This window comes from Pseudomonas sivasensis (assembly GCF_021391435.1).
GTDB classification, from domain to species: domain Bacteria; phylum Pseudomonadota; class Gammaproteobacteria; order Pseudomonadales; family Pseudomonadaceae; genus Aquipseudomonas; species Aquipseudomonas sivasensis.
On record NZ_CP090029.1, the window covers coordinates 4825479 to 4849436 of the forward strand.

The 23958-nt window shown below is 56.0% G+C and carries 28 protein-coding genes; 16 read left to right on the forward strand and 12 right to left on the reverse strand.

Going from position 1 to position 23958, the window contains the following annotated elements:
* Positions 1-70: 70 nt before the first annotated feature.
* Positions 71-2965, forward strand: coding sequence for a ribonucleoside-diphosphate reductase subunit alpha (locus LRO94_RS21780; protein WP_032886782.1), 2895 nt, complete (start codon positions 71-73; stop codon positions 2963-2965).
* A 184-nt stretch (positions 2966-3149) separates the two neighbouring features.
* Here the strand turns inward: LRO94_RS21780 and flgE are convergent, their stop codons facing one another.
* The 6 genes from flgE to LRO94_RS21810 form a co-directional block, all read right to left on the reverse strand.
* Entirely contained in the window at positions 3150-4454 is a 1305-nt protein-coding gene (gene flgE / locus LRO94_RS21785) for a flagellar hook protein FlgE (protein WP_032886780.1), read from the reverse strand.
* Positions 4455-4485: 31 nt separating this feature from the next.
* Positions 4486-5205, reverse strand: a complete 720-nt coding sequence (gene flgD, locus LRO94_RS21790) for a flagellar hook assembly protein FlgD (protein ID WP_032886778.1) — start codon at positions 5203-5205, stop codon at positions 4486-4488.
* Between the two features lie 16 nt (positions 5206-5221).
* Positions 5222-5665, reverse strand: coding sequence for a flagellar basal body rod protein FlgC (gene flgC / locus LRO94_RS21795; RefSeq protein ID WP_032886776.1), 444 nt, complete (start codon positions 5663-5665; stop codon positions 5222-5224).
* 3 nt (positions 5666-5668) lie between these two features.
* Complete coding sequence (gene flgB, locus LRO94_RS21800) at positions 5669-6076, reverse strand: flagellar basal body rod protein FlgB (protein ID WP_032886775.1); 408 nt, start codon at positions 6074-6076, stop codon at positions 5669-5671.
* A 312-nt stretch (positions 6077-6388) separates the two neighbouring features.
* Positions 6389-7216, reverse strand: a complete 828-nt coding sequence (gene cheR / locus LRO94_RS21805; protein ID WP_032886774.1) for a protein-glutamate O-methyltransferase CheR — start codon at positions 7214-7216, stop codon at positions 6389-6391.
* A gap of 44 nt (positions 7217-7260) precedes the next feature.
* Positions 7261-8193: a chemotaxis protein CheV gene (locus tag LRO94_RS21810; RefSeq protein WP_032886773.1), complete on the reverse strand. Its 933-nt coding sequence runs from the start codon at positions 8191-8193 to the stop codon at positions 7261-7263.
* An 80-nt stretch (positions 8194-8273) separates the two neighbouring features.
* Here LRO94_RS21810 and flgA point away from each other — a divergent pair, with 80 nt between their 5' ends.
* The 4 genes from flgA (at position 8274) to LRO94_RS21830 (ending at position 10862) form a co-directional block, all read left to right on the forward strand.
* Positions 8274-9038, forward strand: coding sequence for a flagellar basal body P-ring formation chaperone FlgA (gene flgA / locus LRO94_RS21815; protein ID WP_032886771.1), 765 nt, complete (start codon positions 8274-8276; stop codon positions 9036-9038).
* A gap of 141 nt (positions 9039-9179) precedes the next feature.
* Complete coding sequence (flgM, locus tag LRO94_RS21820) at positions 9180-9497, forward strand: flagellar biosynthesis anti-sigma factor FlgM (RefSeq protein ID WP_032886769.1); 318 nt, start codon at positions 9180-9182, stop codon at positions 9495-9497.
* A gap of 48 nt (positions 9498-9545) precedes the next feature.
* On the forward strand, positions 9546-10016 hold the full coding sequence (locus tag LRO94_RS21825) for a flagella synthesis protein FlgN (protein WP_032886768.1): 471 nt from the start codon (positions 9546-9548) through the stop codon (positions 10014-10016).
* Between the two features lie 96 nt (positions 10017-10112).
* The gene (locus LRO94_RS21830; protein ID WP_032886767.1) at positions 10113-10862 is read left to right on the forward strand and encodes a flagellar brake protein; all 750 of its coding nucleotides are present in this window, start codon (positions 10113-10115) and stop codon (positions 10860-10862) included.
* A gap of 60 nt (positions 10863-10922) precedes the next feature.
* On the opposite strand, the gene LRO94_RS21835 is transcribed toward LRO94_RS21830, so the two are convergent.
* Positions 10923-12317: an MFS transporter gene (locus LRO94_RS21835; RefSeq protein WP_179179990.1), complete on the reverse strand. Its 1395-nt coding sequence runs from the start codon at positions 12315-12317 to the stop codon at positions 10923-10925.
* Positions 12318-12763: 446 nt separating this feature from the next.
* Between LRO94_RS21835 and LRO94_RS21840 the strand changes: the two genes are divergently transcribed.
* Positions 12764-13975, forward strand: a complete 1212-nt coding sequence (locus LRO94_RS21840) for a site-specific integrase (protein WP_179179989.1) — start codon at positions 12764-12766, stop codon at positions 13973-13975.
* Here the strand turns inward: LRO94_RS21840 and LRO94_RS21845 are convergent.
* Positions 13972-14541 (reverse strand): hypothetical protein, encoded by a 570-nt coding sequence (locus tag LRO94_RS21845; RefSeq protein ID WP_179179988.1) that lies wholly within the window; start codon positions 14539-14541, stop codon positions 13972-13974. The two genes, LRO94_RS21840 and LRO94_RS21845, sit on opposite strands and share 4 nt — an antisense overlap.
* Before the next feature lie 92 nt (positions 14542-14633).
* Between LRO94_RS21845 and LRO94_RS21850 the strand changes: the two genes are divergently transcribed.
* From LRO94_RS21850 to LRO94_RS21860, 3 genes are all read left to right on the forward strand, one after another.
* On the forward strand, positions 14634-14837 hold the full coding sequence (locus tag LRO94_RS21850) for a helix-turn-helix domain-containing protein (protein ID WP_065936199.1): 204 nt from the start codon (positions 14634-14636) through the stop codon (positions 14835-14837).
* Between the two features lie 118 nt (positions 14838-14955).
* Entirely contained in the window at positions 14956-15192 is a 237-nt protein-coding gene (locus LRO94_RS21855; RefSeq protein ID WP_092359513.1) for a helix-turn-helix domain-containing protein, read from the forward strand.
* Between the two features lie 42 nt (positions 15193-15234).
* On the forward strand, positions 15235-16107 hold the full coding sequence (locus LRO94_RS21860) for a hypothetical protein (protein WP_179179987.1): 873 nt from the start codon (positions 15235-15237) through the stop codon (positions 16105-16107).
* Positions 16108-16211: 104 nt separating this feature from the next.
* Here the strand turns inward: LRO94_RS21860 and LRO94_RS21865 are convergent, their stop codons facing one another.
* Positions 16212-16577 (reverse strand): hypothetical protein, encoded by a 366-nt coding sequence (locus LRO94_RS21865; RefSeq protein WP_179179986.1) that lies wholly within the window; start codon positions 16575-16577, stop codon positions 16212-16214.
* Positions 16578-16724: 147 nt separating this feature from the next.
* Positions 16725-16955 carry a hypothetical protein gene (locus tag LRO94_RS21870; protein ID WP_179179985.1) on the reverse strand — a complete coding sequence of 77 codons (231 nt, stop codon included), beginning with the start codon at positions 16953-16955 and terminating at the stop codon, positions 16725-16727.
* Between the two features lie 644 nt (positions 16956-17599).
* Between LRO94_RS21870 and LRO94_RS21875 the strand changes: the two genes are divergently transcribed.
* Both LRO94_RS21875 and LRO94_RS21880 read left to right on the forward strand, forming a co-directional pair.
* Positions 17600-18394, forward strand: a complete 795-nt coding sequence (locus LRO94_RS21875) for a hypothetical protein (protein ID WP_179179984.1) — start codon at positions 17600-17602, stop codon at positions 18392-18394.
* 15 nt (positions 18395-18409) lie between these two features.
* The gene (locus LRO94_RS21880; protein WP_179179983.1) at positions 18410-18853 is read left to right on the forward strand and encodes a hypothetical protein; all 444 of its coding nucleotides are present in this window, start codon (positions 18410-18412) and stop codon (positions 18851-18853) included.
* Positions 18854-19183: 330 nt separating this feature from the next.
* Here LRO94_RS21880 and LRO94_RS21885 read toward each other — a convergent pair whose 3' ends face one another.
* Complete coding sequence (locus tag LRO94_RS21885) at positions 19184-20047, reverse strand: pentapeptide repeat-containing protein (RefSeq protein ID WP_179179982.1); 864 nt, start codon at positions 20045-20047, stop codon at positions 19184-19186.
* Positions 20048-20327: 280 nt separating this feature from the next.
* A complete protein-coding gene (locus LRO94_RS21890) occupies positions 20328-20894 on the reverse strand; it encodes a hypothetical protein (protein WP_179179981.1) in 567 nt (188 codons plus the stop codon).
* Positions 20895-21658: 764 nt separating this feature from the next.
* Between LRO94_RS21890 and LRO94_RS21895 the strand changes: the two genes are divergently transcribed.
* From LRO94_RS21895 to LRO94_RS21915, 5 genes are all read left to right on the forward strand, one after another.
* Positions 21659-22075, forward strand: a complete 417-nt coding sequence (locus LRO94_RS21895; RefSeq protein WP_017138405.1) for a DUF5681 domain-containing protein — start codon at positions 21659-21661, stop codon at positions 22073-22075.
* Positions 22072-22503, forward strand: a complete 432-nt coding sequence (locus tag LRO94_RS21900; RefSeq protein WP_179179980.1) for a hypothetical protein — start codon at positions 22072-22074, stop codon at positions 22501-22503. Before LRO94_RS21895 ends, LRO94_RS21900 begins: the two co-directional genes overlap by 4 nt.
* Positions 22490-22699, forward strand: a complete 210-nt coding sequence (locus LRO94_RS21905) for a hypothetical protein (RefSeq protein WP_179179979.1) — start codon at positions 22490-22492, stop codon at positions 22697-22699. Before LRO94_RS21900 ends, LRO94_RS21905 begins: the two co-directional genes overlap by 14 nt.
* A 4-nt stretch (positions 22700-22703) precedes the next feature.
* Positions 22704-23537, forward strand: a complete 834-nt coding sequence (locus tag LRO94_RS21910) for a hypothetical protein (protein WP_092359527.1) — start codon at positions 22704-22706, stop codon at positions 23535-23537.
* Positions 23538-23606: 69 nt separating this feature from the next.
* Positions 23607-23951, forward strand: a complete 345-nt coding sequence (locus tag LRO94_RS21915) for a hypothetical protein (protein WP_179179978.1) — start codon at positions 23607-23609, stop codon at positions 23949-23951.
* Positions 23952-23958: the final 7 nt, after the last annotated feature.

Sequence of the window (23958 nt, forward strand, 5' to 3'; positions counted from 1 at the left end):
GTGCTTCAGGACGGAACGGTGGGCACCGTGATGGTGCCCAAATAAATATAGAATGTGGAGACAACCCCCCATGCAAACCGACACAACTCGCGAGAACCCGCAGGGCTCCGTGCCGCTGGCAGCAGATTCGAATATGGATCTGTCCGCCACTGCACCAGGGCAACTGCGCGTGATCAAGCGTAACGGCACTGTCGTTCCTTACACCGATGACAAAATCACCGTCGCTATCACCAAAGCGTTTCTTGCAGTTGAAGGCGGCACCGCTGCCGCTTCGTCGCGCATCCACGACACCGTTGCCCGCCTGACCGAACAAGTCACCGCGACCTTCAAGCGTCGCATGCCGTCGGGCGGCACTATCCACATCGAAGAAATCCAGGACCAGGTCGAACTGGCCCTGATGCGTGCCGGCGAGCAAAAAGTTGCGCGCGACTACGTGATCTACCGTGACGCCCGCTCCAAAGAGCGCGCCGTGCGCTCCCCGGCCGAAGAAGCCGCCGTACAAGCTCACCCGTCGATCCGCATCACCCTGGCCGACGGTACGTTTGCACCGCTGGACCTGGGCCGCCTGAACACCATCATCACCGAGGCCTGCGAAGGCCTGGAAGAAGTCGACGGTGACCTGATCCAGCGCGAAACCCTGAAGAACCTGTACGACGGCGTGGCCCTGACCGACGTCAACACCGCCCTGGTGATGACCGCCCGTACCCTGGTTGAACGCGAGCCGAACTACTCGTTCGTGACCGCGCGCCTGCTGATGGACACCCTGCGTGCCGAAGGCCTGGGCTTCCTGGGCGTGGCCGACAGCGCCACCCACCACGAAATGGCCGACCTGTATGCCAAGGCCCTGCCTGCCTACGTCGCCAAGGGTATCGAGTTCGAATTGCTGAACCCAATCCTGGCCACTTTCGACCTGGAAAAACTCGGCAAGGCGATCAATCACGAGCGCGACCAGCAGTTCACTTACCTGGGCCTGCAAACCCTGTACGACCGTTACTTCATCCACAAGGACGGTATCCGCTTCGAACTGCCGCAAGTGTTCTTCATGCGCGTGGCCATGGGCCTGGCGATCGAAGAGAAACACAAAGAAGACCGTGCGATCGAGTTCTACAACCTGCTGTCGTCCTTCGACTACATGTCGTCGACCCCGACGCTGTTCAACGCCGGCACCCTGCGTCCACAGCTGTCGAGCTGCTACCTGACCACCGTGCCGGATGACCTGTCGGGCATCTACCACGCGATCCACGACAACGCCATGTTGTCCAAATTCGCAGGCGGCCTGGGCAACGACTGGACGCCGGTGCGGGCCTTGGGTTCGTACATCAAGGGCACCAACGGCAAGTCCCAGGGCGTCGTACCGTTCCTGAAAGTCGTGAACGACACCGCGGTAGCGGTCAACCAGGGCGGCAAGCGCAAAGGCGCTGTGTGTGCCTACCTGGAAACCTGGCACATGGACATTGAAGAGTTCATCGAGCTGCGCAAGAACACAGGTGATGATCGTCGTCGTACCCACGACATGAACACCGCCAACTGGATCCCTGACCTGTTCATGAAGCGTGTCTTCGATGACGGCCCGTGGACCCTGTTCTCGCCATCCGAAGTGCCGGACCTGCACGACCTGACCGGCAAGGCTTTCGAAGAACGCTACGAGTATTACGAAGCCCTGTCCCAGTACCCAGGCAAGATCAAGCTGTTCAAGACCATCCAGGCCAAAGACCTGTGGCGCAAGATGCTGTCCATGCTGTTCGAAACCGGCCACCCATGGCTGACCTTCAAGGACCCATGCAACCTGCGCAGCCCGCAGCAGCACGTGGGCGTGGTTCACAGCTCGAACCTGTGCACCGAGATCACCTTGAACACCAACAAGGACGAGATCGCCGTTTGCAACCTGGGTTCGATCAACCTGCCGAACCACATCGTCAACGGCAAGCTGGACACTGCCAAGCTGGAGCGCACCGTCAACACCGCAGTTCGCATGCTCGATAACGTAATCGACATCAACTACTACTCGGTGCCACAGGCGCAGAACTCCAACTTCAAGCACCGCCCGGTTGGCCTGGGCATCATGGGCTTCCAGGACGCGCTGTACCTGCAGCACATCCCTTACGGTTCGGATGCAGCGGTCGAGTTCGCCGACAAGTCCATGGAAGCGGTCAGCTACTACGCGATCCAGGCTTCCTGCGACCTGGCCGACGAGCGCGGTGCCTACGAGACGTTCCAGGGTTCGCTGTGGTCCAAAGGCATCCTGCCGCTGGACTCGCAACAGATCCTGATCGAGCAACGTGGCCAGAAGTACATTGATGTTGACCTGGAAGAATCCCTGGACTGGGCGCCGGTACGTGCCCGCGTGCAGAAAGGTATTCGTAACTCCAACATCATGGCCATCGCACCGACCGCGACCATCGCCAACATCACCGGCGTGTCCCAGTCGATCGAACCGACCTACCAGAACCTGTATGTGAAATCGAACCTGTCGGGCGAATTCACCGTGATCAACCCGTACCTGGTTCGCGACCTCAAGGCTCGCGACCTGTGGGACTCGGTCATGATCAACGACCTGAAGTACTACGACGGTTCCGTGCAGCAGATCGAGCGCATCCCGCAAGAACTCAAAGAGCTCTACGCGACCGCCTTCGAAGTGGACACCAAGTGGATCGTTGACGCCGCCAGCCGTCGTCAGAAGTGGATCGACCAGGCTCAGTCCCTGAACCTGTACATCGCTGGCGCTTCGGGCAAGAAGCTGGACGTGACCTACCGCATGGCTTGGTACCGTGGCCTGAAAACCACTTACTACCTCCGTGCCCTGGCCGCAACCAGCACCGAGAAGTCGACCATCAACACCGGTAAGCTGAACGCTGTATCCAGCGGCAACCATGGTGATGACTCGGTACTCGCTGCTCCAGCCGGTCCGGCACCCGTGCCAAAGGCCTGCGCGATTGATGAGCCGGATTGCGAAGCTTGCCAATAAGCTGAGCAGGTAAGCGCCCAACAGCGCTTACTCGAAACCCCCGATCAACCCTCTGGGCTGGTCGGGGGTTTTCTTTTGCCTGCGGTTTGATCGCTCTCACGCGTGGGGACCGTTTCAAACACACTTTTCTTACATCCACAAAAAAGCCCCTCTCACGAGGGGCTTCTTGTGGAGCATTACCGCATCAGGTCATCTGAATGATGGTCTGCATGATGGTGCTCTGGGTGGAGATGGTCTTGGCGTTCGCCTGATAGTTGCTCTGGGCCTTGATCAGGTCTACCAGCTCGTTGGTCAGGTTGACGTTGGAGTTCTCCAGGGAGTTGGCCACAATCGAACCCAGGGTCCCGGATTGCGGGGTGTCGTAACCCGGCTGGCCCGAGGAGAAGGTCTCTCTCCAAGCGGTACTGCCCGCAGGCTGCAGGCCCTGTTCGTTGTTGAAGCTGGCCAGGGAGATCTGGCCAATGGCCTTGCTCTGCTGGTTGCTGAACGTGGCGAACATGACGCCGTTGCCGTCGATTTTCAGGCCGGTGATCTGGCCGGTGGCGTAGCCGTCGGTAGTCGGTGGGTTGCGGTAGCTGGCAGAGTTGTACTGGGTGATATTGCCCATATTCACGGCAATTGGCCCGGCGGTCGCTTCGTTTGGCGTCCAATTGCCATCGGTCACCGATCCTGGGACCCAGCCAGTGAGCGTCAATGTCTTGCTGCTCACGCCACCGGTAACAACATCTTTAAGCTTACCGGCACCATCAAAAGTGATGGTCGATGGCACAGGTGCAGTGGTGCCGGTCGTTGTCGGCTTGGAACCATCCAGGTTACGACCATCGATCAACGTGTAGGCATTCCATTCGTTGGCGTCGGTTTTCACCATGTACTGCACCATGGCGTGCGAGTTGCCTTGGGAGTCGTACAAGGTGGTGCTGTACTGAGTGGTAAAGGTGGTGGTGTCGCTTGGGTTGAACGGCTTGTCGGTCTGATTGATCACCGGCTCCGACGAGTTCAGGTTACTGGTGGAATCCACTTTGGTGGACGCCTTCGGCGGCAGGTAAGACAAGTTCAGTTGCAGGTCGGTCAAGCCACCCTTGATGATCTTGCCGTCTTCATCCGCTGCGTAGCCTTGCAGGCGCGAGGTGCCGGTGTTGTTGGTGATATAGCCGTCTTTGTCGGCACGGAACGCACCACTACGGGTGTATTCCAGCGAACCGTCGCTGCCCTTCTGCACGAAGAAGCCACCGCCCTGGATCGCCATGTCCAGCACGCCGCCGCTGTTGTTGACGTCACCTTGGGTGAACTGCTGGGACACCGCCGCCAGGTTCACACCATTGCCGATGCTGTTCTGGCCGGTGCCCAATTTGGATGCGGCGTAGATGTCGGCGAATTCCGCACGGGACGACTTGAAGCCAGTGGTCGCGACGTTGGCGATGTTGTTGCCAGTCACGTCCAATTGTTTGTTGGCCGCATAGAGGCCGCTAAGGCCGATATTAAAAGACATGTTTCTCTCCCTCTGCCGTAGTTAGCCGGCTCTATGTACCGATAGTCTGAATTTGCGACAGCTTGACGCTGCCCATGCCACCCGCAAGGTTCAGCAGCATCTCGCCACCGGTCTTGCTCAAAGTCACGCTGGTCACCGTTGCCGGCAACGAAGTGGCCAGGGCCACTGAATCGCCCGCGTCATTCTTGGTCGTGGCCGCGAAGGTGTAGGTGCCCGCTGGAGCCACCTCACCCGCATCGTTCTTGCCATCCCAGATGAAGCTCGCAGTGCCGGCGCTCTGGGCACCCATATCAATGGTGCGCACCAAGTTGCCATCTTTGTCTGTGATCTTGATGGCGACGTTGCCGGTGGCTGCAGTCACAGCTACCGAACCGTTCATGCTCTTGCTCGTATCCACCAGGGCCTTGTCGGTCTGGGTGATGATCGAACGCCCAACCAGCGACGAAGCCTGCAGCGCCTGGGAGGAGCTGAAGTTGCTGGAAATTGCATTCACCGAGTCGTTGAGGGTGTTGATGCCTTCCAGGCTGCTGAACTGGGCCAGTTGGGCCACAAATGCACCGTTGTCCTGAGGCGACAGCGGGTCCTGGTTTTTTAGCTGGGTGACGAGCAGCTGCAGGAATGCATCTTTACCCAACGACTGATTGCCGGTAGCAGCAGCAGCCGTACTCGCGACATTGTTTGTTGCAGTGCTGACCTTGGAATTGAAAAGGTCCTGGACTGCCGAATTAGTAGACGTATCAACGATGGCCATTATTTGGCGCCCCTTATCACTGACCCAGGGTCAGGACCTTCTGCATCATGGTTTTGGCGGTGTTCATCATTTCCGCATTGGTCTGGAACGAGCGGCTGGCGGAAATCATGTCGGCCATTTCCTCGACCACGTTGACGTTCGGGTAGTACACGTAGCCTTTTTCGTTCGCAGCCGGGTGGTTCGGCTCGTAGCGGGCTTCGAGGTTGCTCTGGTCTTCGACCACGCCGAGCACCTGCACGCCAGAGCCTGCTGCGCCCTGCTCCTGGAACAACGAATCGCTGCCGCCGTTCTGGCCGCCCTGGAACATGGTCGCGAAGACCGGGTGACGCGCACGGTAGGTCTGGTCAATGCTCGAAGACACAGTCTCGGCGTTGGCGATGTTACTGGCGACGGTGTTGAGACGCGTGGTCTGGGCGCTCATGCCACTACCGGCAATATTGAAAACACTGGACAGGGACATGGCTTACTCTCCACGAAGGGCCGACATCAGCCCTTTGAATTTGCTGTTGAGCAGCGTAAAGCTGGCTTGGAAGTTCACCGAGTTCTCGGCGTAGGCCGATTGCTCCAGCTGGGCGTCGACGGTGTTCTGGTCGATCGACGGCTGCATCGGCGTGCGATACAGCAGCGACTCGTCACCACTGCTCAGACCTTGTGCTTCGATATGACGGTTGTTGGTCATGTTCAAGGCGAAGGTGCCGTTCTTGGTCTTGTCCTGCTGTGCGGCAAGCACGGCGGAGAAGTCCAGGTCCCGAGCCTTGTAGTTCGGGGTATCGGCGTTGGCAATGTTGTTGGCCAGGACTTCAGCACGCTGGGCGCGGAAGCCCAGGGCTTTTTCGTGGATACCGAGCGCTTTATCGAAGCTGATGCTCATGGCGGAAACCTTTAGGCTGACCTGCTGTTCGTTAACTGGGTTATAGCAAAGCGCATGCCAGTTTCTGAAAAGCCCATGAATCAAGGGTTTACGGGGATATTGCCGGCGGCAATGCCAGAAAAGCGGCAACGGGTCTCCGCGTAGCGCCAGTAAAGCGGCAATCCGGCTTGCCGCTATCCTGAGGATTGCCGCACAAAAAAAATGTGGGAGGGGGCTTGCCCCCGATAGCGGTGTATCAGTGATAGATGCATCAACTGAACCACCGTTATCGGGGGCAAGCCCCCTTCCACATTCTTGACCGCGTACGCTTTATTACTTGGCCTGGTAGATGATCCCAGGGCTGCACTGCACCATCTGGAAATGATCCGGCAGGCCATTGAGCGCCTCGGAAGCACCGAGGAACAAGTAACCGCCACGCTTGAGGGTGCCGTGGATGCGCAAGAGGATGTCTTTCTTCACTTCGGCCGAAAAGTAGATCAGCACGTTGCGGCAAAATACCATGTCGAACTTGCCAAGGCTGGCGTAGCTATCAAGCAGGTTGAACGAGCGGAACTCAACGCGGCTCTTGATTGGCGCCTTGATCGCCCAACGCCCCGCCCCTTTCGGGTCGAAGTAACGTTGCAGGCGTTCCTGTGACAAACCACGTCCCAGAGCCAGGCTGTCGTACTCGCCGGTCTTGCAATTAGTGAGCATGGTGCCGGACAGGTCAGTGGCAACAATTTGTGCCCCGGCCTTCAACTGACCCATGTTTGTCCGTTCGAACTCATCAATGGACATCGAGATAGAGTACGGTTCCTGCCCCGAGGAGCAGGCTGCCGACCAGATACGCAGACGCTGGCCCGGGCTGGCCTTGATAGCCTCCGGCAGCACTTTGCTCTTGAGCACTTCAAAGGGGTAGGTATCACGAAACCAAAGGGTTTCGTTGGTGGTCATGGCATCGACCACCATTTCTTTGAGACCACTGCGCGGCTGCCCCTGGATCCGTTGAACCAACTCGCCCAGGGACTTGATGCCCTGCTGCTCCATCAGTTTGTTAAGACGGCTGGATACCAGGTATTGCTTGTTTTCACCGAGCAATATGCCACAGGCTTTTTCCAGGAAGACCCGGAACTGTTCAAAATCCAAATTACCCGTAGACACTGATACCGCCTCTAAAATCGTAAGACCGCCAGGGCAACAAGCCCTTAGCTGTGATCTGCTGCCTTGATCCGGTCGACTACCCGGGATGCCAGGTCATCAGGACGGAATTTGGCCAGGAAGTCATCGGCACCGACCTTCTTGACCATCGCCTGATTGAATACGCCCGACAACGAAGTATGCAGGATGATATGCAATTTTTGCATGCGTGGATCGCTGCGTATCTCAGCCGTGAGGGTGTAGCCGTCCATTTCCGGCATCTCGATGTCGGAGATCATCATCAAGAATTCTTCTTCCGGTTTCTTGCCTTCATCCACCAGCTTGCGCAGGTAATCCAGCGCCTGGCGACCATCATTAAGCGCCACGACTTCCACGCCGACGGTTTGCAGGCAACGGGTCACCTGCTTGCGTGCCACCGAGGAGTCATCCACCGTGAGCACACGCAGCGAGACCGCCTTATGCGCCGTTTCGGCATCCACCACGCCCACGGAAATCGATTCCGAGGTCGGCGCAACTTCGGCGAGGATCTTCTCCACGTCGATGATTTCCACCAACTGGTTATCGACCCGCGTCACTGCCGTGAGGTAGTGGTCGCGGCCAGTGCCCTTGGGCGGCGGATGAATCTCTTCCCAGTTCATGTTGACGATGCGCTCCACCGAGCGAACCAGGAAACCCTGGGTCTTGGTGTTGTACTCGGTGATGATTACGAACGGGTTCTCGCGGTCCTGCAGGCCAGCCGAACCGGTGGCCAGGGCCAGGTCAAGAATCGGGATGGTCGCGCCACGGATGTTGGCTACGCCACACACCACAGGGCTGGACTTGGGCATGATCGTCAGCTTGGGACATTGCAGCACTTCCCGCACCTTGAACACATTGATGCCGTACAGCTGTTTGCCATCCAGGCGAAAAAGCAACAACTCCAGGCGATTCTGCCCTACCAGCTGTGTGCGCTGGTTTACTGAATCCATTACTCCTGCCATGCCCAGACTCCTACGCTAAAACCTTGAAGGTGCGACGCGCACCCAACACTAAACGGCACGAGCTTTGCTATTTATTGGCCATGGATATTAAAACGACAGTTTCCCGACGCCTTCGATTCCCACAGTACCGCAGATTGCTCTGCGCCTCGGTGGCATTGCTTGCTTCCTGCCTCGGCGCCACGGCCCGCGCAGATAACGTCACCTTGCCTGATCTACTTATCGGCGTCACTCAGGGCTTTCTTGAGTTCACTGTAGAAGATTATCTGGCGACCACCCAGACACCGGGCCGTTATGAAATCCAGGTCAACCAGTTGGACCCGCGCCTGCGCATGCCTATGTGCGACAAGGAATTGACAGCGACCCTGGAAAGCCCCGCTCAGCCTATCGGCCGCGTGACGGTGCGGGTGCGCTGCGATGGCGCCTCGCCCTGGACGGTGTTTGTGCCGGCACAGGTCAAGCTATTCCGCGATGTAGTGGTGGTGGCCCGACCGCTGAAACGCACCGGCATCATTGGTTTTGAAGACGTTGTGCTGCGTGAACGCGACATCAGCCTGATCAACCAGGGCTATCTCACATCAGTGGACCAGGCCATCGGGCAGAAATTGACCCGACCAGTGGTCACCGATCAGGTGATTACGCTGGTGCATCTGGAACAGGCCGAGGTCATTCGCAAGGGCGATCAGGTGGTGATTTCCGCGAGCAGCGGAGGATTGAATGTGAAAATGCCTGGCGAAGCACTGTCCAACGGCGGCATGAGCGAACAGATTCGAGTCAAGAACCTCAACTCCAACCGCGTGATCAAGGCGCGGGTGACAGCCCCAGGGCAAGTCGAGGTCGCTTTATAGATTACTGGTACAGGACGCTGGGTTTTCCTACACTGTGCACGAGAAGTCCCGTGCGGAGATTTATTGTCATTCGCGCCTAAAGTTTGTCCGGGTATGGCCGAAAACATGGCAAGCGTCCAAATACCCAGAGGTTTTTTTATCATGGTCATCGATTTCAGCCGTTTGAATAACGCCCCGACGACGTCAGGCACTACGCGCACCACCAGCACCAAGGACAGCGTAGAAGCCAAGGCCCCGGCGCTGCCCGTCAAGGCAGAACAGGCCAGCCAGAGCGGGGAATCCGTACACCTGAGCAATGAGGCTCAACAGTTGCAGAAGGTCACTGACTCGCTGCGCGATCAACCCGTGGTCAATAAAGCCCGTGTGGCCGAATTGAAACAGGCAATCGCCGATGGCAGCTATAAAGTCGACAGCAACCGTGTAGCCAGCAAGCTGCTTAATTTCGAAGCCGAGCGCTAGGCAAAGGCCTGCGCAGGGCTTTTGGACGCTTAAAACCCAAGGCCAGCCATGCATCACGACGAACATTTGCTGCAACTGATCATTGATGATCTAGCGCCGACGCAACAATTGCTGGAGCTGCTAAGAGAGGAATCACTGGCCCTTTACGGCCGGGATATGCCGTTGCTGGAAGAAATTCTGGCCCGCAAACAGTCGCTGATTGTCCTCTTGGAACAGCACGGCAAAAAACGCAGCCAGATCCTGATCAGCCTTGGCCTGCCGGCAGACCACGACGGCTTGGCGCAGCTGGCCAGCCACTCCTCGGTCGGCGATCAGCTCTTGAGCCAGAGCAAAGAACTCAACCAATTGCTCGCCCAGTGCCAGGAAGCCAACCTGCTTAACGGTCAGTCGATCCAGCTTCAGCAAGCCACGACCGCCAACCAGTTGCGCATACTCCACGGCGGAGAGCCGCCGGCACTGTATAACGCCCAGGGATCAACCTCGCGCCTGGTCAAGCCAAGCACCCGCAGCCAAGCCTGACGCCAGTTTACTGTGCGCCCTATCCAAGGCGCGCCACATGCTGGCAAAATGCCGGTTCTTGCGTGTAGTCGTATTTTGTCTGGAGATGGAAGAACCGTGTTCAACGCCCTTAATGCGGAAGATGCGCCGCAGCCACCCAAGGTGCTCACCACGCCTCTGGAAATCGCAGGCACCTTGCGGATGCTGCAAGACAGCCATGACCCGCTGATCATCACCTTCCATGAGCGCAGCCAGCGCTTCCAGAGCTATCTGGTGGACGTTAACCGTGACAGCAGCACGCTGGCGCTGGACGAAATGATCCCCCGTGATGGCGAACGCCACCTCGAAAACGGCGAACCCTTCCGTATCGAAGGCTTCCACGACGGCGTGCGCGTCGCCTGGGAAAGCACCGGCAACCTCAAAATCAGCGAAAAAGATGGCCACCGTATCTACACCGGCAGCCTGCCGGACGAGGTGGTCTACCATCAGCGCCGCAATGCATTTCGCGCCGCGCTGAAGCTGGCACAACTGGTGAACATCGAGCTCGGCGGCGAAAAACTCAAGGCGCCTGTCAACGGCAAATTGCTCGATATCTCCGCCACCGGCTGCAAACTGCGCTTTGAAGGCGACATCTCCGAACGCTTGCAACTGGGCCAGGTATACGACCGCTTTATCGCCGCCCTGCCGTTTGGCAGCATGACCACTTCGGTCGAGCTGCGTTACCTGCACTTCGAAGAGAAGATAAACACCACCTTTGCCGGCGTGCGCTTCCACAACATGAGTGGCCTGGTGCAGCGCCAAGTCGAACGTTTTGTGTATCAACTGCAGCGAGAAGCGCGGCGCTTCGACAAGGACGACGATTTTTAATCATTAAAGATTACGGCAAAAAAACGGGCAGATCCTTTGGGGATCTGCCCGTTTTTACTTTCAGGGGCGCGCCCTGCTCAAGTCATGCGGATGCTCTTCCGGCCCCAGAGGTTCCGGCGGCCCGACAAAGGCTGGCTCATCTACTGGCGCCTGGGGATCAGTTTCCGGCTCAGGCTCAGGACTAGGATCAGGGACATTCTGCATCTGCTCCTGCACCACTTGCTCATCGACCCGTGGATCAAGCGCGGCCACCAGCGGCGAACTCGACATGCTGTCGGGCATCGCCACGTGATGCAGCGGGGCATCCTCCACCTGATGCAAATTGGTCACCGCCTTCGGCCGGATGCGCCACACCAGGATCAACGCACACAGGCTGAAGAAGGCATACAGCATTTGGCTGCCGAACATCTTCATGATCACGCCTGCCAGCAACGGCCCGATACTCGCACCAACGCCATAAGTCACCAGCAGCATGGCGGTCAGCGATACTCGACGATCGCCTTCCACATGGTCATTGGAAAACGCCACCGCCAGCGGGTACAGACAGAACTGCACCAGCGAACACAGGAAGCCCGCGACAAACAGCACTTCCAGCGGCACCTGAGTCATGATCGCCAGCGGCAAGGCCGCTACCGCCAGGCACAAGGCAAAACAACGAATCAACAGCGCCCTATCATAACGATCCGACAACCAGCCCAGAGGCCACTGCACCAGCAGCCCGGCAAAAATGCAGCTACCCATGAACAGGCCGACTTGCTCCGTCGTGAGCCCCTGCTGGGACGCATAAAGCGGCGCCAAACCGTAAAACGAACCGACAATCAGCCCCGCACCCAGCACTGTACTTAGCGACTGGGGCACGCGCTTGATAAAGAAACGCGGCTCCATCGGCGCGGGGTGTAAGGCCGCCGGGTGAATACGTCGAGTCATGGCCACCGGCACCAGGCACAGGGCAAAGCACAGCGCCACCAGCATCAGCAACTCAAGGCCAAGCTGGGGATGCATGACCAGGATCAATTGACCCAGCACCAGCCCAAGGTAGGACGCGATCATATAGCCGCTGAATACCACGCCCCTCTGCTTGGCATCCGCCTGCTCATTGAGCCAGCTCTCGATGACCATGTACTGGCACATCATTCCGAGGCCGACGATCATCCGCAGCACGATCCAGGCCGGCAACCAGTCGATCAGGCCATGGCCCAGCACCGCCGCGCCGACGATACCGGCGCAGGTGGCATAGGCACGGATATGCCCGACTCTCGCAATCAAGCGGTGCCCGATCTTGCCGCCCAAAACCAGGCCAAAGTAGTTGGCCGCCATCAGCGCACCCACCCATAGGCTGTCGACATGGTCGGCCGCCAGACGCAAGGCCAGGTAGGTACTGAGCAGGCCAGAGCCGATCAGCATCATCAAGGACGCGAAATAAAGGGCTCGAAAAGATTTCCAGATCTGACGCATCGGCGTTCCGAGCGGCTCCTTGCAGTGAGAGACAGGGCTATCGGCATGATAGTCCTGGGTGGCCGGTTCCGGACAGGCGGTATGAGCTGTTTCCGGGGATTAATTTGCTTGAACAGCTCAGACGACACAGGGCGTCGTAAGAGGTACACCATCGCGAAAAATACCCGACAGCACCTGCTGTGAACATTGATCGGCGGCAAGGTTCGATTGTTGTTTGAAAAGACCGAGCACGCACAAAAAAGCCCCGCCCAGAATAGTCTGTGCGGGGCTTTGGAACTGGTGTCCCAGGGCCGGTTCGAACGGCCAACCTTCCCCTTAGGAGGGTCAAACCAAGTCCAGCCACCATTGATGAAATCCAGTATCTATTGGCCTTAGCGTCCGGTTGTGTCCGTAAAAACGACCCCGTATAGTTCTTTTTGCACCCACAATGCACCCATGGGAACAAATTGAAAGAGAAGCTAACAGCCAAACTGCTGGGATCACTGCAGGTCACTGGCAACGAATACGAGGTTCACGATACCACCGTCGGCGGTCTATTCGTGCGTGTTACTGCGGCAGGTGCAAAGTCTTACGTCGTCACCTGGGCCCGCGGCCGAAAGAAGACTTTAGGCCGTGTCGGCATTCTCACGCTTGATCAAGCGCGCACTGAGGCCACTCAGTACCTTGCAGAAGCCCGATCACATGGAGAGCCTCTGGCGGTCACTCAAGGCCGAAGGGGCGCCACCCTGCCCTCGCTGCGCGACTTCATCGACGACACCTATATGCCCTGGTTCAAGGCTCATCACAAAGGCCACGAGAAGACGCAGCACACCCTCAGCAATAACTTCGACTCAATCATGCCCCAGCGCTTGGACGCGATCACCGGGCGAGACCTGGAGCAGATTCGCACAGGATGGATGCAGGCCGGCAACAAGCCCTCCACGGTCAACCGGAAAATGGGCTCTATCAGCGGAGTATTCAGCCGGGCGGTCGAGTGGGATTACATCGACGAGCATCCTCTGGCCAAGCTGAAACAGCTCAAAGTCGACTCAAAGGGGGTGATTCGCTATTTAACTGCCGACGAGACCAAGCGCCTACGCGATGCCTTGAACGCTAGACAGGACGAAATGCGGGCCGAGCGTGAGAGTGCAAACATCTGGCGGACGGACCGCCACAGAGAGCCGATGCCAAGCCTGCTGCAACTGCCCTTCACCGATCACCTGAAGCCAATGGTGTTGGTATCGTTGAATACCGGCATAAGGCGCGGAGAGCTGTTCGACCTGGAATGGTCAGCGGTGAACTTCGACACGAAGACAATCACAGTCGCCGGGGCCACCACCAAGACAAGCGATACGCGCCACATCCCGATGAACAAGGAGACTATTGGTGTGCTGGAAGCCTGGAAGAAGCAGGTGAGCAAGTCGCCGTATGTCTTCCCAGGTCAGGGCGGCGGTCGCTTTGAGGACGTCAAAAGCGCCTGGCTCAAATTGCTTGAGCGGGCGCAGATCGACGGATTCCGCTGGCATGATATGCGGCACGACTTCGCTTCACGCCTGGTAATGGCTGGCGTACCGCTCAACACGGTACGGGATCTGCTGGGGCACGCCGACATCAAGATGACTTTGCGCTACGCGCACTTGGCGCCAGGTACCAAGGCCGCCGCGGTAGAGCTGATTTAGAGAGGCGGCTCAAAGGGCACGATGGTGCGGCTTTCTTTGTTTTCCTCAACGTGAGCCAGCAAATCAGGCCACCAAATTCGGACGCTATGCTTGTCAATGTATCCAACCCCCGGGACATCCCAAAACTGAGCGTTTTCTTCGATGCCATCGGTTAGAAAGACTTTGGACGCTTTAATCGTTTCCCAAATCCGCTGCTCCTCGTAAGTAATCAGAGAAGGAAGGTGGGTGCATAGGTGGATAAAGCGCTCACTTTCATCTGTCGACCATATTTCGCTCACTGCGCTCAGCAGAGACATAGGCCATGGCTCGCCCGCCGATACGACCGGGGCGTCCAAATCAAAAGCGATTTCCTCGATCGCAGCTTCCACCACGCCGGTGATGGACTGTCGTCGAATGCGAGAGATGAGCTCGATCATCAGCTTAACCTTGGGGTCGAGACGTAAAGTCAAGGTCTCTGTCTTCCGTGCGCCCTGGTTGGGCTTGTTCTTAGCCATCTCATCTGCACTCATCAATTTACGCATAAATCGAATCGTACCTTTTGCGTCCGCCGAAGTCCATGCGTTCACAATCAGCTCATGATTGCAGTTGACTACATGCAAATACGGCAATAGGATTCTCACATTGCCCAATCACTCTCGATGGGCATTTGGAGAATCCTATGGAACAAGCACCTCAAAAAATGGCGCCGCTGTCGTTGAGCGTCGAGGAATCTGCCCGAATCTTGGGCATCTCTCGCTCCGCCACATACGAGCTTATCGCTCAAGGCGAAATCAAGACTTTCAAGATCGGCCGCCGGCGCCTGGCTTTGGCATCCGAGCTGAAGGCGTTCGTCGAGCGCGCAGCAAAGGTCGGCGCACGGTGAAGTGCGAAAAGAATAAGGAGTGGGGATTGCGCAGGACTGCGCGGGAGATTGCCAAGGCGGTGCTAGAACACCGCCTTAGCGAAAACACACTGGATAGCACCAACGTGAAGGGCAAACTATGACACGCCATTCTTCAACTGAGCAAGACCGCAAGATGATGGAGGCCCTGCGAAACGGGCCGGTATCGACCATCGAGGCCGCAAAGGAACTGGATATTGTCCAGCCACCAAACACCATTCGCCGACTCAGGAAAAAGGGTCACGAAATCCGCACCTACTGGACGCATCAGTCCACTGAGCCAGGCCGGCCGCCACACCGCGTTGCCAAGTACATCCTGATGCGCGAAGCGTCGTAATCCGGAGACCACAAAGGACGCCGCTAAATTGCGGCGTCCTTTGTGCCTGCCTGCGAGCTGCTGGCGGGCTTCGGCCCGTTCTTTATCCAGCCGAATTACGCTGAGGTCGATTCAGTGGAATGCCTAGCCACAAAACTACTTAGCCGCGGTGACGCGGTGAGCATTGAGCTTGGGCAGCTCGTCATTCAACCGGCGAGCGGCAAGCCTGTACCGCCTGAGTGGATGAACGCCAATGCGCGGGAGATCTGCCGATCGGTATTGGTTGCGGCAGGCATTGACGCCTACGAGTACGTGGGACACCGCACTGGTCACTACGGGAAGCGCAGAGCTGCAGGTTTGACTCTAATTTTCGCATCGGTGATCACAGGTGAACCCGCATACGCCATCTTCAACGTGGACCTGGCTAGAAAGCGGACCACGGCGGGCGGCAAGGCCGGTGATCCTCTTCCTGCTGGCGAGTTCCGTGTGGGTGAGCGGAGCCACTTCTACAAGTTCTGGCTGGCCATGGGTTTGCAGATGCCAGATCGGATGCAGCGGTTCCACAAGTGCATGGGCAAGCTATCCAGTTTCTTGCTGGCGGGCAGCGTAACCAATGAGCGCCTTGACGTGCAGTCAATCCGACACGTGACCATCGATGCTGATCAAGCGCGGTCGGCGATTTTAGGGCACAAGGAGGGCACAACTAAGGCACAAGGAGGGCACAAGGAGGGCACAACTCCAGGGCACAAGGAACCTGCTACAGAGCACGATCTACAAGGGTTTCAGCCGAATTCAACTACGTGCGTTGAAAACCACGGAAACAAGGTAATAAGGGAGGACGGTAACAAGGTACGTCCTTACTCCCCCATACACACACCTAAGCCACCACAGGACCAGAGTGTTGATGAGTGGTTGGAGGCATACAGCTCAACCTGATCTACTTTGCTGAGAAGGCACCGACCGCCGACAAATGAAAAAGGGCACCACCCTGTTTCGGGGTAGTGCCCTAGATGCCGCGGAGGTTCCGATGTTTGCCAGCCCTACTCCAACACCACCGCGCGGTAAGGCTGATCGCCGCCCAGGTCATCCGAGCCGAACAAAGCCTGATTGACGGCCTTTCTACTCTCAAGCAGAAGGTCATGCTCATCATGAGTGCCAATGTCCGCCGCAACCCACTCAGGGAGCTCCCTACGCCGCCGCATCTCGCTCAGGTGCGTCCACCACCGGGTAGCATGGCGCCGCTCTGCGAGAATGAGCTCAACCACCAAGGTTCGTTGCTTCTCGGTGAAGAGGGGCAGATGTAAGGCGCTAGAGTCGGCCACCTCAGTGCCAACCGAGCCACCCCCTTCAAATTCAGGCTTATCTTGGCCTTTCAGGGCGTTACTGATATTTTGGTAAAGTTGCATGACGTTCACCTTCAAGTTTCGTCGTGTGATCGCCAAGCCGCTGTTCGCGCAGCGGCTTGGCACCTCTTCTGAGATGGCCCAAGCCTGGACCATCGACCTGATCGGCTAATTTCTCAGCTGATCGCCGGAGGTGAACGATCCGTTCACCTACTGCTTACCCTTCTCACTGATCCATCCCGCAGCCCAGCTCAAGGGATCTTTCGTGCCCATCGGTTTGAGTGGCTTGCCATCCCGCGCTGCTTGCTTACCCTCCTCCTCTGTTTCGGTGTGAATCCAAACCGTGGTGTGCCTGAAGCCTGCCTCACGTTGACGATCCTTGAAGAGCCTTTGACGCTCTGCCGCCGACAGGGGCTGCTTCTGTTTGTCTTGGCCTGCCATATTGCCTCCGTTACCACTTACGATATGAAGATGATGCATTTTTGTGAGTGGTAACGCAACAGGAAAAATGCAAAATAATTGCAGCCCCAAATCTGGGGGATCTGCACGGCCGAGATAACACGGGTTTGCGTGGCAACTACCGAGGAATTCTCGGTGGTTTCGCGAGAGGCTCGTAAAAGGGCTGGGTTCCCCACCACCGGTGGAAAACCCCAACTCGCTGCACTGGAGGAAATTACAGCCGCATCTGCCTGATGACCTGGCGCGGATCGGCGCCGGCACCCGAAACTTTCACCATCTGCCATGGCGAAGGGAACGGTACAGAGACGAGGTCCCGAAAAAGGCTCCCAAGCGACAATGCACATGATCACAATAGAGTGTGTGATGAAGACAGGCCTGGAGCCGCATAGCCGCATAATCTCGGAGATTTCCTTTGTGCTGAGCTACCCTGCCTCCAAAGGGGGAATTTTTGAAGCCCCCTGCTTTCCAAGAGCATGAGGACATCTTTGCTGTAGCTGAGCGTGTAAATCCTGTTGACGATGAGGTAGAGAAAAAGCTGTAATTGTCTACGGCGCTGTGATTATCCTGTGGATAACCTGTGCATAAGATTATCGCCGCTTTGGATGGGGGCGAATTTTGGAGAGGCCATGGCAGTCCCGAAAACAATTGCATCTGAACTCATTGATCGCTTAAATGATTTAAGCATCAGTAAAAAGCAATTGAGCGCTTTTGAAAAAGCTAGTTTCAAACGCGACATTGAAGCACTTAAAAGTAAGGATGCCAAAGTTGGTTTTATGGCTGCTGGTGTTTTTTTCGCCTTAACTGGCGAAAAAGACAAAGCACTTGAAAGTCATGAAGCGTCTCTCCGGTGCAGCGGCAACCACCCAACCATGCTTAAGAACTATGCAATATCTCTTAAGCACTTGGGGTACTATACTTCTGCATTTGACCGCTATTGTGACGCGCTCAAAAAGGACAGGACCGATACTTTCTGTGCGCTCAAAGCAGCAGAACTAGTTACTTGCACTGGAAGATTTCAAGCTTTCGAGAGCATTTTAAGTTCATACATCAAAGCAACTCAGGATGAGGCTATTATGAATGAATACAATATCGAGCAGTACGACAGCGCAAAAAAAGCCGCTCAACGTTTAAAGATTTCTGACGACAATTATAATCACGCCTTTATGAAAGCGGAAGAAGTCATCAGAAAGTACGATGTTCGCCCTACTGAGTGCATTGTAAATACTGTAAACTCAGACGGGCATGATTACTTATCTTTAGAACTTAGAGTAATGTGTTCAGGCGAAACACTCGCCAAAATGAATGAAGACATGGCAACTCTAGTCGCTGAAGATTTTGACTTTTCGGAGTGGAATAGAATGATATACGCATTCACTTATGCCACTCGCACTCCAACTCGCCCAGATAGCTCACAACACTAAAGATAAGGATATCTTATGCCTGTTACAAACTACTGCTTCATTGATGAAGCTGACCGCGCTATGGCTTCAGGATCTGGGAGCGAAATCACCTATAGAAGCGCATCAAGCAGAGCCTACTACGGGCTGTATCATTGTGCCTTGGCTTACGCAGACACTTTACTCACCCCCCCACTCTCTGCGTGTGGTGGCAGCTCCCATAAAAAAGTTTCCGACTACTACAAAGTTGGGCTCGCGCCAACTCGCGAGAAAACAGTGAAATTTAGAAAAGTTAGCTACCAGCTTCTTCAATTGCATAGCCAGCGCGTGAAAGCTGACTATAGGCTAGATACCGAATTTCACGAGGCGGATGCCGTTGCTGTTCTGATTAGCTCAAAGTCGACCTTTCAAGATCTTGTAGATCTGGGAGCATCGATCGCCGTCAGCACGCCGCCCAACCCAGCATCTGCGCCAGCGGTGTGACGTTTTGATCTCACAAAGACGTTTTGGTCTATCTGGTCGATCGGGAGTCGCTCCCACATCGACGAGACGGACCTAGCAAGCTGACTCATCAGGTCTCGTTGCCTCAAGCTCGCGATAGAGAACAGATAAGGGCCGGGTACGTAGCTCTTCATGCCGATCAAAATTCCTGCTCTGCCCGCTCCCCATGAGTCGGGCCACCTGAACTGCCTGTGGCTATTACGCCCTGCCGTGGGCTGCTGCTGACTTGACGAAAATGAAGTGCTGACGTATTGTCAACGCTCGTGGCCAGATGCGGGTCAGCTAGTTTACTAGTGAGAGGGTTCAATTCCCTTAAGGCCGACGAGTATCCCGCTGAAACTTAATATGTGGCCGCAGAACCATTAAGTCCGCCAATAAGTCTTTCGAAATCGATATATAATCTAAATTCTTAGCTTTAGCCAATTGAGCTACATCTATATCTTGTGCGCCCAGGAAACTGCAGCGACCCAAATCGGCACCGTCAAACCTCACGCCCGCTAAGCTAACCATTTTGAAAATCGTATTAGGCATCTTACAATTAATAAATTCTGCCTGATTTATATCCACACCCTCAAACTTAACACCAGCCAGGGTAGCACCCTGAAATTTGCACTTATACATCTTCACGGATATAAAAGCTGTATTTCTAATTGTGCAATCAACAAAATTTGAAGACCTCATGTCAACACCATCAAAAGTAGTTGAAGTTATCTTCCCCCCAGTTAATTTCATACCAATCACACTACTACCCTTTAATTTCAAGCCCTTCAACTCACGCCCCACCAAATGCAAATCTCTTACACTGAAATTTGTATTTCCGGCGACACTTAATCTTTTTAGAGCACCCATCTTTCTCAAGTGGGCTTCCGGAAAATCAAGGTCCGCGTAATCAGTAAGCTCCTCCTTACTCTGCAATATAGATTTTGCATGCTCTCGCCGTCCATCCAGCCACAATAAAAGCACACCAACAACGGCAAGCTCTATAAGCATCCCATGCAGCTCAACAAGCACATTTTCCCAAAACCCTCTATTGTAGACACCTAAAGTAGTATTTGGAAAAACAGTAGTACTTATAAACTCCCAAGCCGAGCTAATCGTAAAAATAACTATAAAAGCAACCAGCACAACAAGAAGTGCCGTCCCTATAGAACTATTTATAATCTTACGCAATTCCACGCCCTCTCCTTGTTCATTACTCGTACAATACGAAGCATCATCCTCAGCGTGATGCTTCCCTGCTGAAATTGGACTGATGCGCAGTGTGACGCCTTGTGCTCTCTGAGACAATTTCATCTCACTGAGATGGTTTGGTCTATCTGGCAGATCGGGAGTCGTTCCGATTTCATCGGTGCTCGCTCCTACAACGGCGAGACAGACCAAATGAGCCGAATCAGCCCCTCTCGCCTGACTGCTGCATGGGCCTCGAGCGGGAGCGAGATGCCGGTAACACTGAAATCTATCGTCGACCAACCATAAGGGCAACACGTTGACGCCAATTCAGAAGGTGGGCCTTCCAGATCACTCCATTGTTGAAGGACACACACCAGTGCATTAGCTCATCTATGTCTTTATCGAAAGGAATACGAACCACAAAGTTATGGTACGAACCTGGATCGATAGCAATCGCGCCCTGGTCTCCGATAGGAACGAGAAAACCATGCGGCGAGGTATTTTTATAAGCGTGATACGTCGAACCGTCGCGGTCCGATAACCAAACATCCTCAACGAACGCTGGCACACTACCGATGTTTCTAACCTTCACTTCGAAGACCTCAAGCAGTTGCCCAGCGCGGAATCCGTCCCTGTTGTTGTGCCTAGCTGCTTTTTGCCGATCACCCAACCCAGGGATGAGCTTCCCTTCCGCCTTTACCCGGCCTTTGCCCTTACGGTAATCGAGGACGCCTTTGACTATTGTCGACAGTGGCTTCAGAGCGGCTACTAGGTAGCCGACGAGCCCGCCCAGCGCTAATTCTTGCCACGCACCGTGCAGGTAATTGAACAATGATTGAAAGATCATTCGCATAGCCCCTATCCATGGAAGACATAAGCGTAACCGAGCTATCCTGCTGTAGATAGCTGAGCCAAGCCTGACAGCAGGCTGGAGCACGCGTTGCTGTGACACTAGCCCCTTAATGTGATCCTGGCTCTTAAACCATCCCGACCGAAGTGAGACTATCTCACCCTGCCAGTTCTGCTAACTGCCGAGGATTTCTCTGTGGTTCGCAAATCCCACCGATCAGTGGTATTTCCCCAATGAGGGAAGATGTGAGCAAACTTGCTCATATCCCATACGCGCCACGTTTTCATATCTCGCAAAACGTGGCGCGAGAATCTGACAAAACCTGCCATTCCAAAACGGCAGGTCAGCCCTCCCCGCTCCATCCGCAATCTGAGGTTGGACTGAGCTGAAATCCCAGCCCTGTATCAATTTGCCTACCCTCGATTTACTGCAACAAAAACGCCCTCTCCAATCCCGCCAAAACCAACTATTTCAGTCCCATTCAATCCCGTTCTGTGTATCACCTTAGGTGCACCTAAAAAGCACTGGATAAATGATCAGATCATGCCTAATGTGAGTTTTTGAGCCACTCAAACCCCATTCGAGGCCGCATCTATGAACACAGCTAAGCCCGCCCGAGGACGCCAGCACAAACCAACTCGCTCCGAGGTCGCTGCCGCCTGGGGCCGCCTTCGCGAAGCCGCAGCCGACGGAAGCGTTCAAGCCTCCGCCCTGCTGATAGCGCTCGCTGAAAACAAACCGGTCATCGCTATGGAATCGCCCACCGCATGACTGATCGCGATAAAGCCGGCAAGTGGAAGCCGGGGCAATCGGGTAATCCCGGCGGCCGATCCGGCCAGACGCAAGAGCTGCGCGCCCGACTCGCGGAAGGTGCAGACGCCGTGACAAAGAAGGTTCTGACAGCGGCCAAGAAGGGCGATATGCAGGCTTGCCGACTGATCCTTGAACGACTGGTACCGCCAATCAAGCCAACTGCCGAAACAGTGTGCTTCGAACTCGACGACACCGACTTGCCCAGCGCAGCCAAATCAATCCTTCGCGCAGTTGCCGCCGGCGAGCTACCGCCCGACCAGGGCAAGGCACTGATCGAAGGGCTAGGCGCTGTTGCCCGGGTCATCGAAGTTGCCGAGCTACAGAAGGCCGTCGAAGAACTCCGCGAACAGATGGAGGGAATGCGGCAATGAGCATTAAGTGGATGCGGGCCGAGCTCAAGCGAATTGCAGAAAAGATCGGCGCCGAAGACGAAGAAACAGTGCTCGTTATGTTGACGGTGGTGGACTGCAGGGTTGACGCGGTTGAGGAGGAGATGGACTACCCCAAGACAGTGGGCCACTCCTTCAACTATCCCGTCCTCGGCGTACAGTCGGTCATGCACTTCCCACTGTGCACCATGAACAGCTATGACGCGGCCAATCTGGCAGAGGCGTTCATTCTCCACGTCCGAGCAATCGAAAGCCTCCGCCGCCCTGCTCCAGTGGGTGTGATGGATATGCGGCCATTCCCAAGTTCTGGTGCCTGGATCTTCGCACCGCTGGCTGATGGGCAAAACATCAAAGAGCACGTCGCAGAACAGTACCAACTGATCATCGAGGCCCGCCATGAACATCCGTAACCAGGTGGCCAAGCTGCGTCAGCAATCAGGGCTCACTCAATTCAATCGTGACGTACGAGAGATCAGCGCCCTTATGGACGAGTTGCACGTAACAGCAACCGGCGGTGGCACCCGAGAAAACGTGTCCCTACTCGAAATTCTGAGCGAAGCATCAGACCAAAACCGGCCGAACCACGGCCAGACAATCAAAAGGTAACCCAATGAAAATCGGCAAACGATCCGTCCTCAAAGTTGGCTTGGCCAACCTCCATTACTCCGAATACGAGCACTCCCAGGTAGAGGCAAGAACATTCAATATTCAGCGACCCGATGGCACCAAAGGCACCTGGCAGGCCGGTGGCTTGCTGAAGTCTGTTCGCCATTTGCAGGGCTTGTCGCTGGAGGCGTTCAAGGACCTCGGAGAAGAGATCCTCTCGATTCGCGAGAACAAGGACCTCAACGCCGCTGCCATTGAGCGTAAGGGCAAGGAGCAGATTGATGGAATCATCCCCGCCCTGATGCCGGCGATGGAGAAGGCGGCAAAAGATATGCTCACGTTGGCACAAACGGTGGCCAGCGGCTTTGCAGCGGTCACGCCGCGCGCTAGCTCGGACGTTGTTGGTTTCCTGGCCGATCAGGAGCTACGAGCCATCGTGCGAGGCCTCAAGCCGGAGGAGCGTCAGCGCCTAGTAGCTGAAGCGCGCGCAGGCAGTCACCCCGACGTTGTAGAGGCGGTGCTCAGGGCAAACCCAATGCTCTCCGGGTTATCGCCAGAGGCGGCTGACAGCCTTTCGCGCGCAGGCATTGCCGCGTCGCGCGCCGAAGACATTGAAGGGCTCAAGCAGATGCTAGCGATCTACGATGACGTGCTGGCCACCGCCTCCAATGCTGGTGTCGCACTGAGCGGCATGGTTGCCAATTCTAATGGGTACACCGGCCGGTTTGAGAAGTGGCGATCGGGCTGCGAGGGCTCCGAAGCGCTTCGCGAATGGCTAGCGAAAATGCCCACTCGCACCTCTGCAAAAGCGGCCCCTGATCAATCCGAAGCGGCCTAACTGATCATCCGTGCGCTACGCAAGTTTAGGTAGCGCCCATCAGCCGGCTGATTCTTTGAGTAAGAAGACATGACGTTTCAAGAGCGCTTTACCGAGGCGTGCAAAACGCAGAAATTCAAACCCTACGAACTGATCCAGGGGCCCGACGCCGGTTACACGGTGTGGGAGGTCCAACACGTCAGTGGTGGCCAGCAGGTGACAGTCGACGGCCCCTTCTTCACCGAAGAAGAGGCCAGGGTTTCGGCCGACCTGCTGAGGGGTACATTTCGCGGCGCCCGGGCCAGCGAGACGATCTACAACCGGGTGTGGAACTACGACCCGCGCCAGGAGCAACTGACCATCGACCAGGCGCATATGTCGCGCGCTGTACTCGCCATTCGCCTTGGGCTTCCAGCCCCTTCTACCAATCTATAGGAGGCCC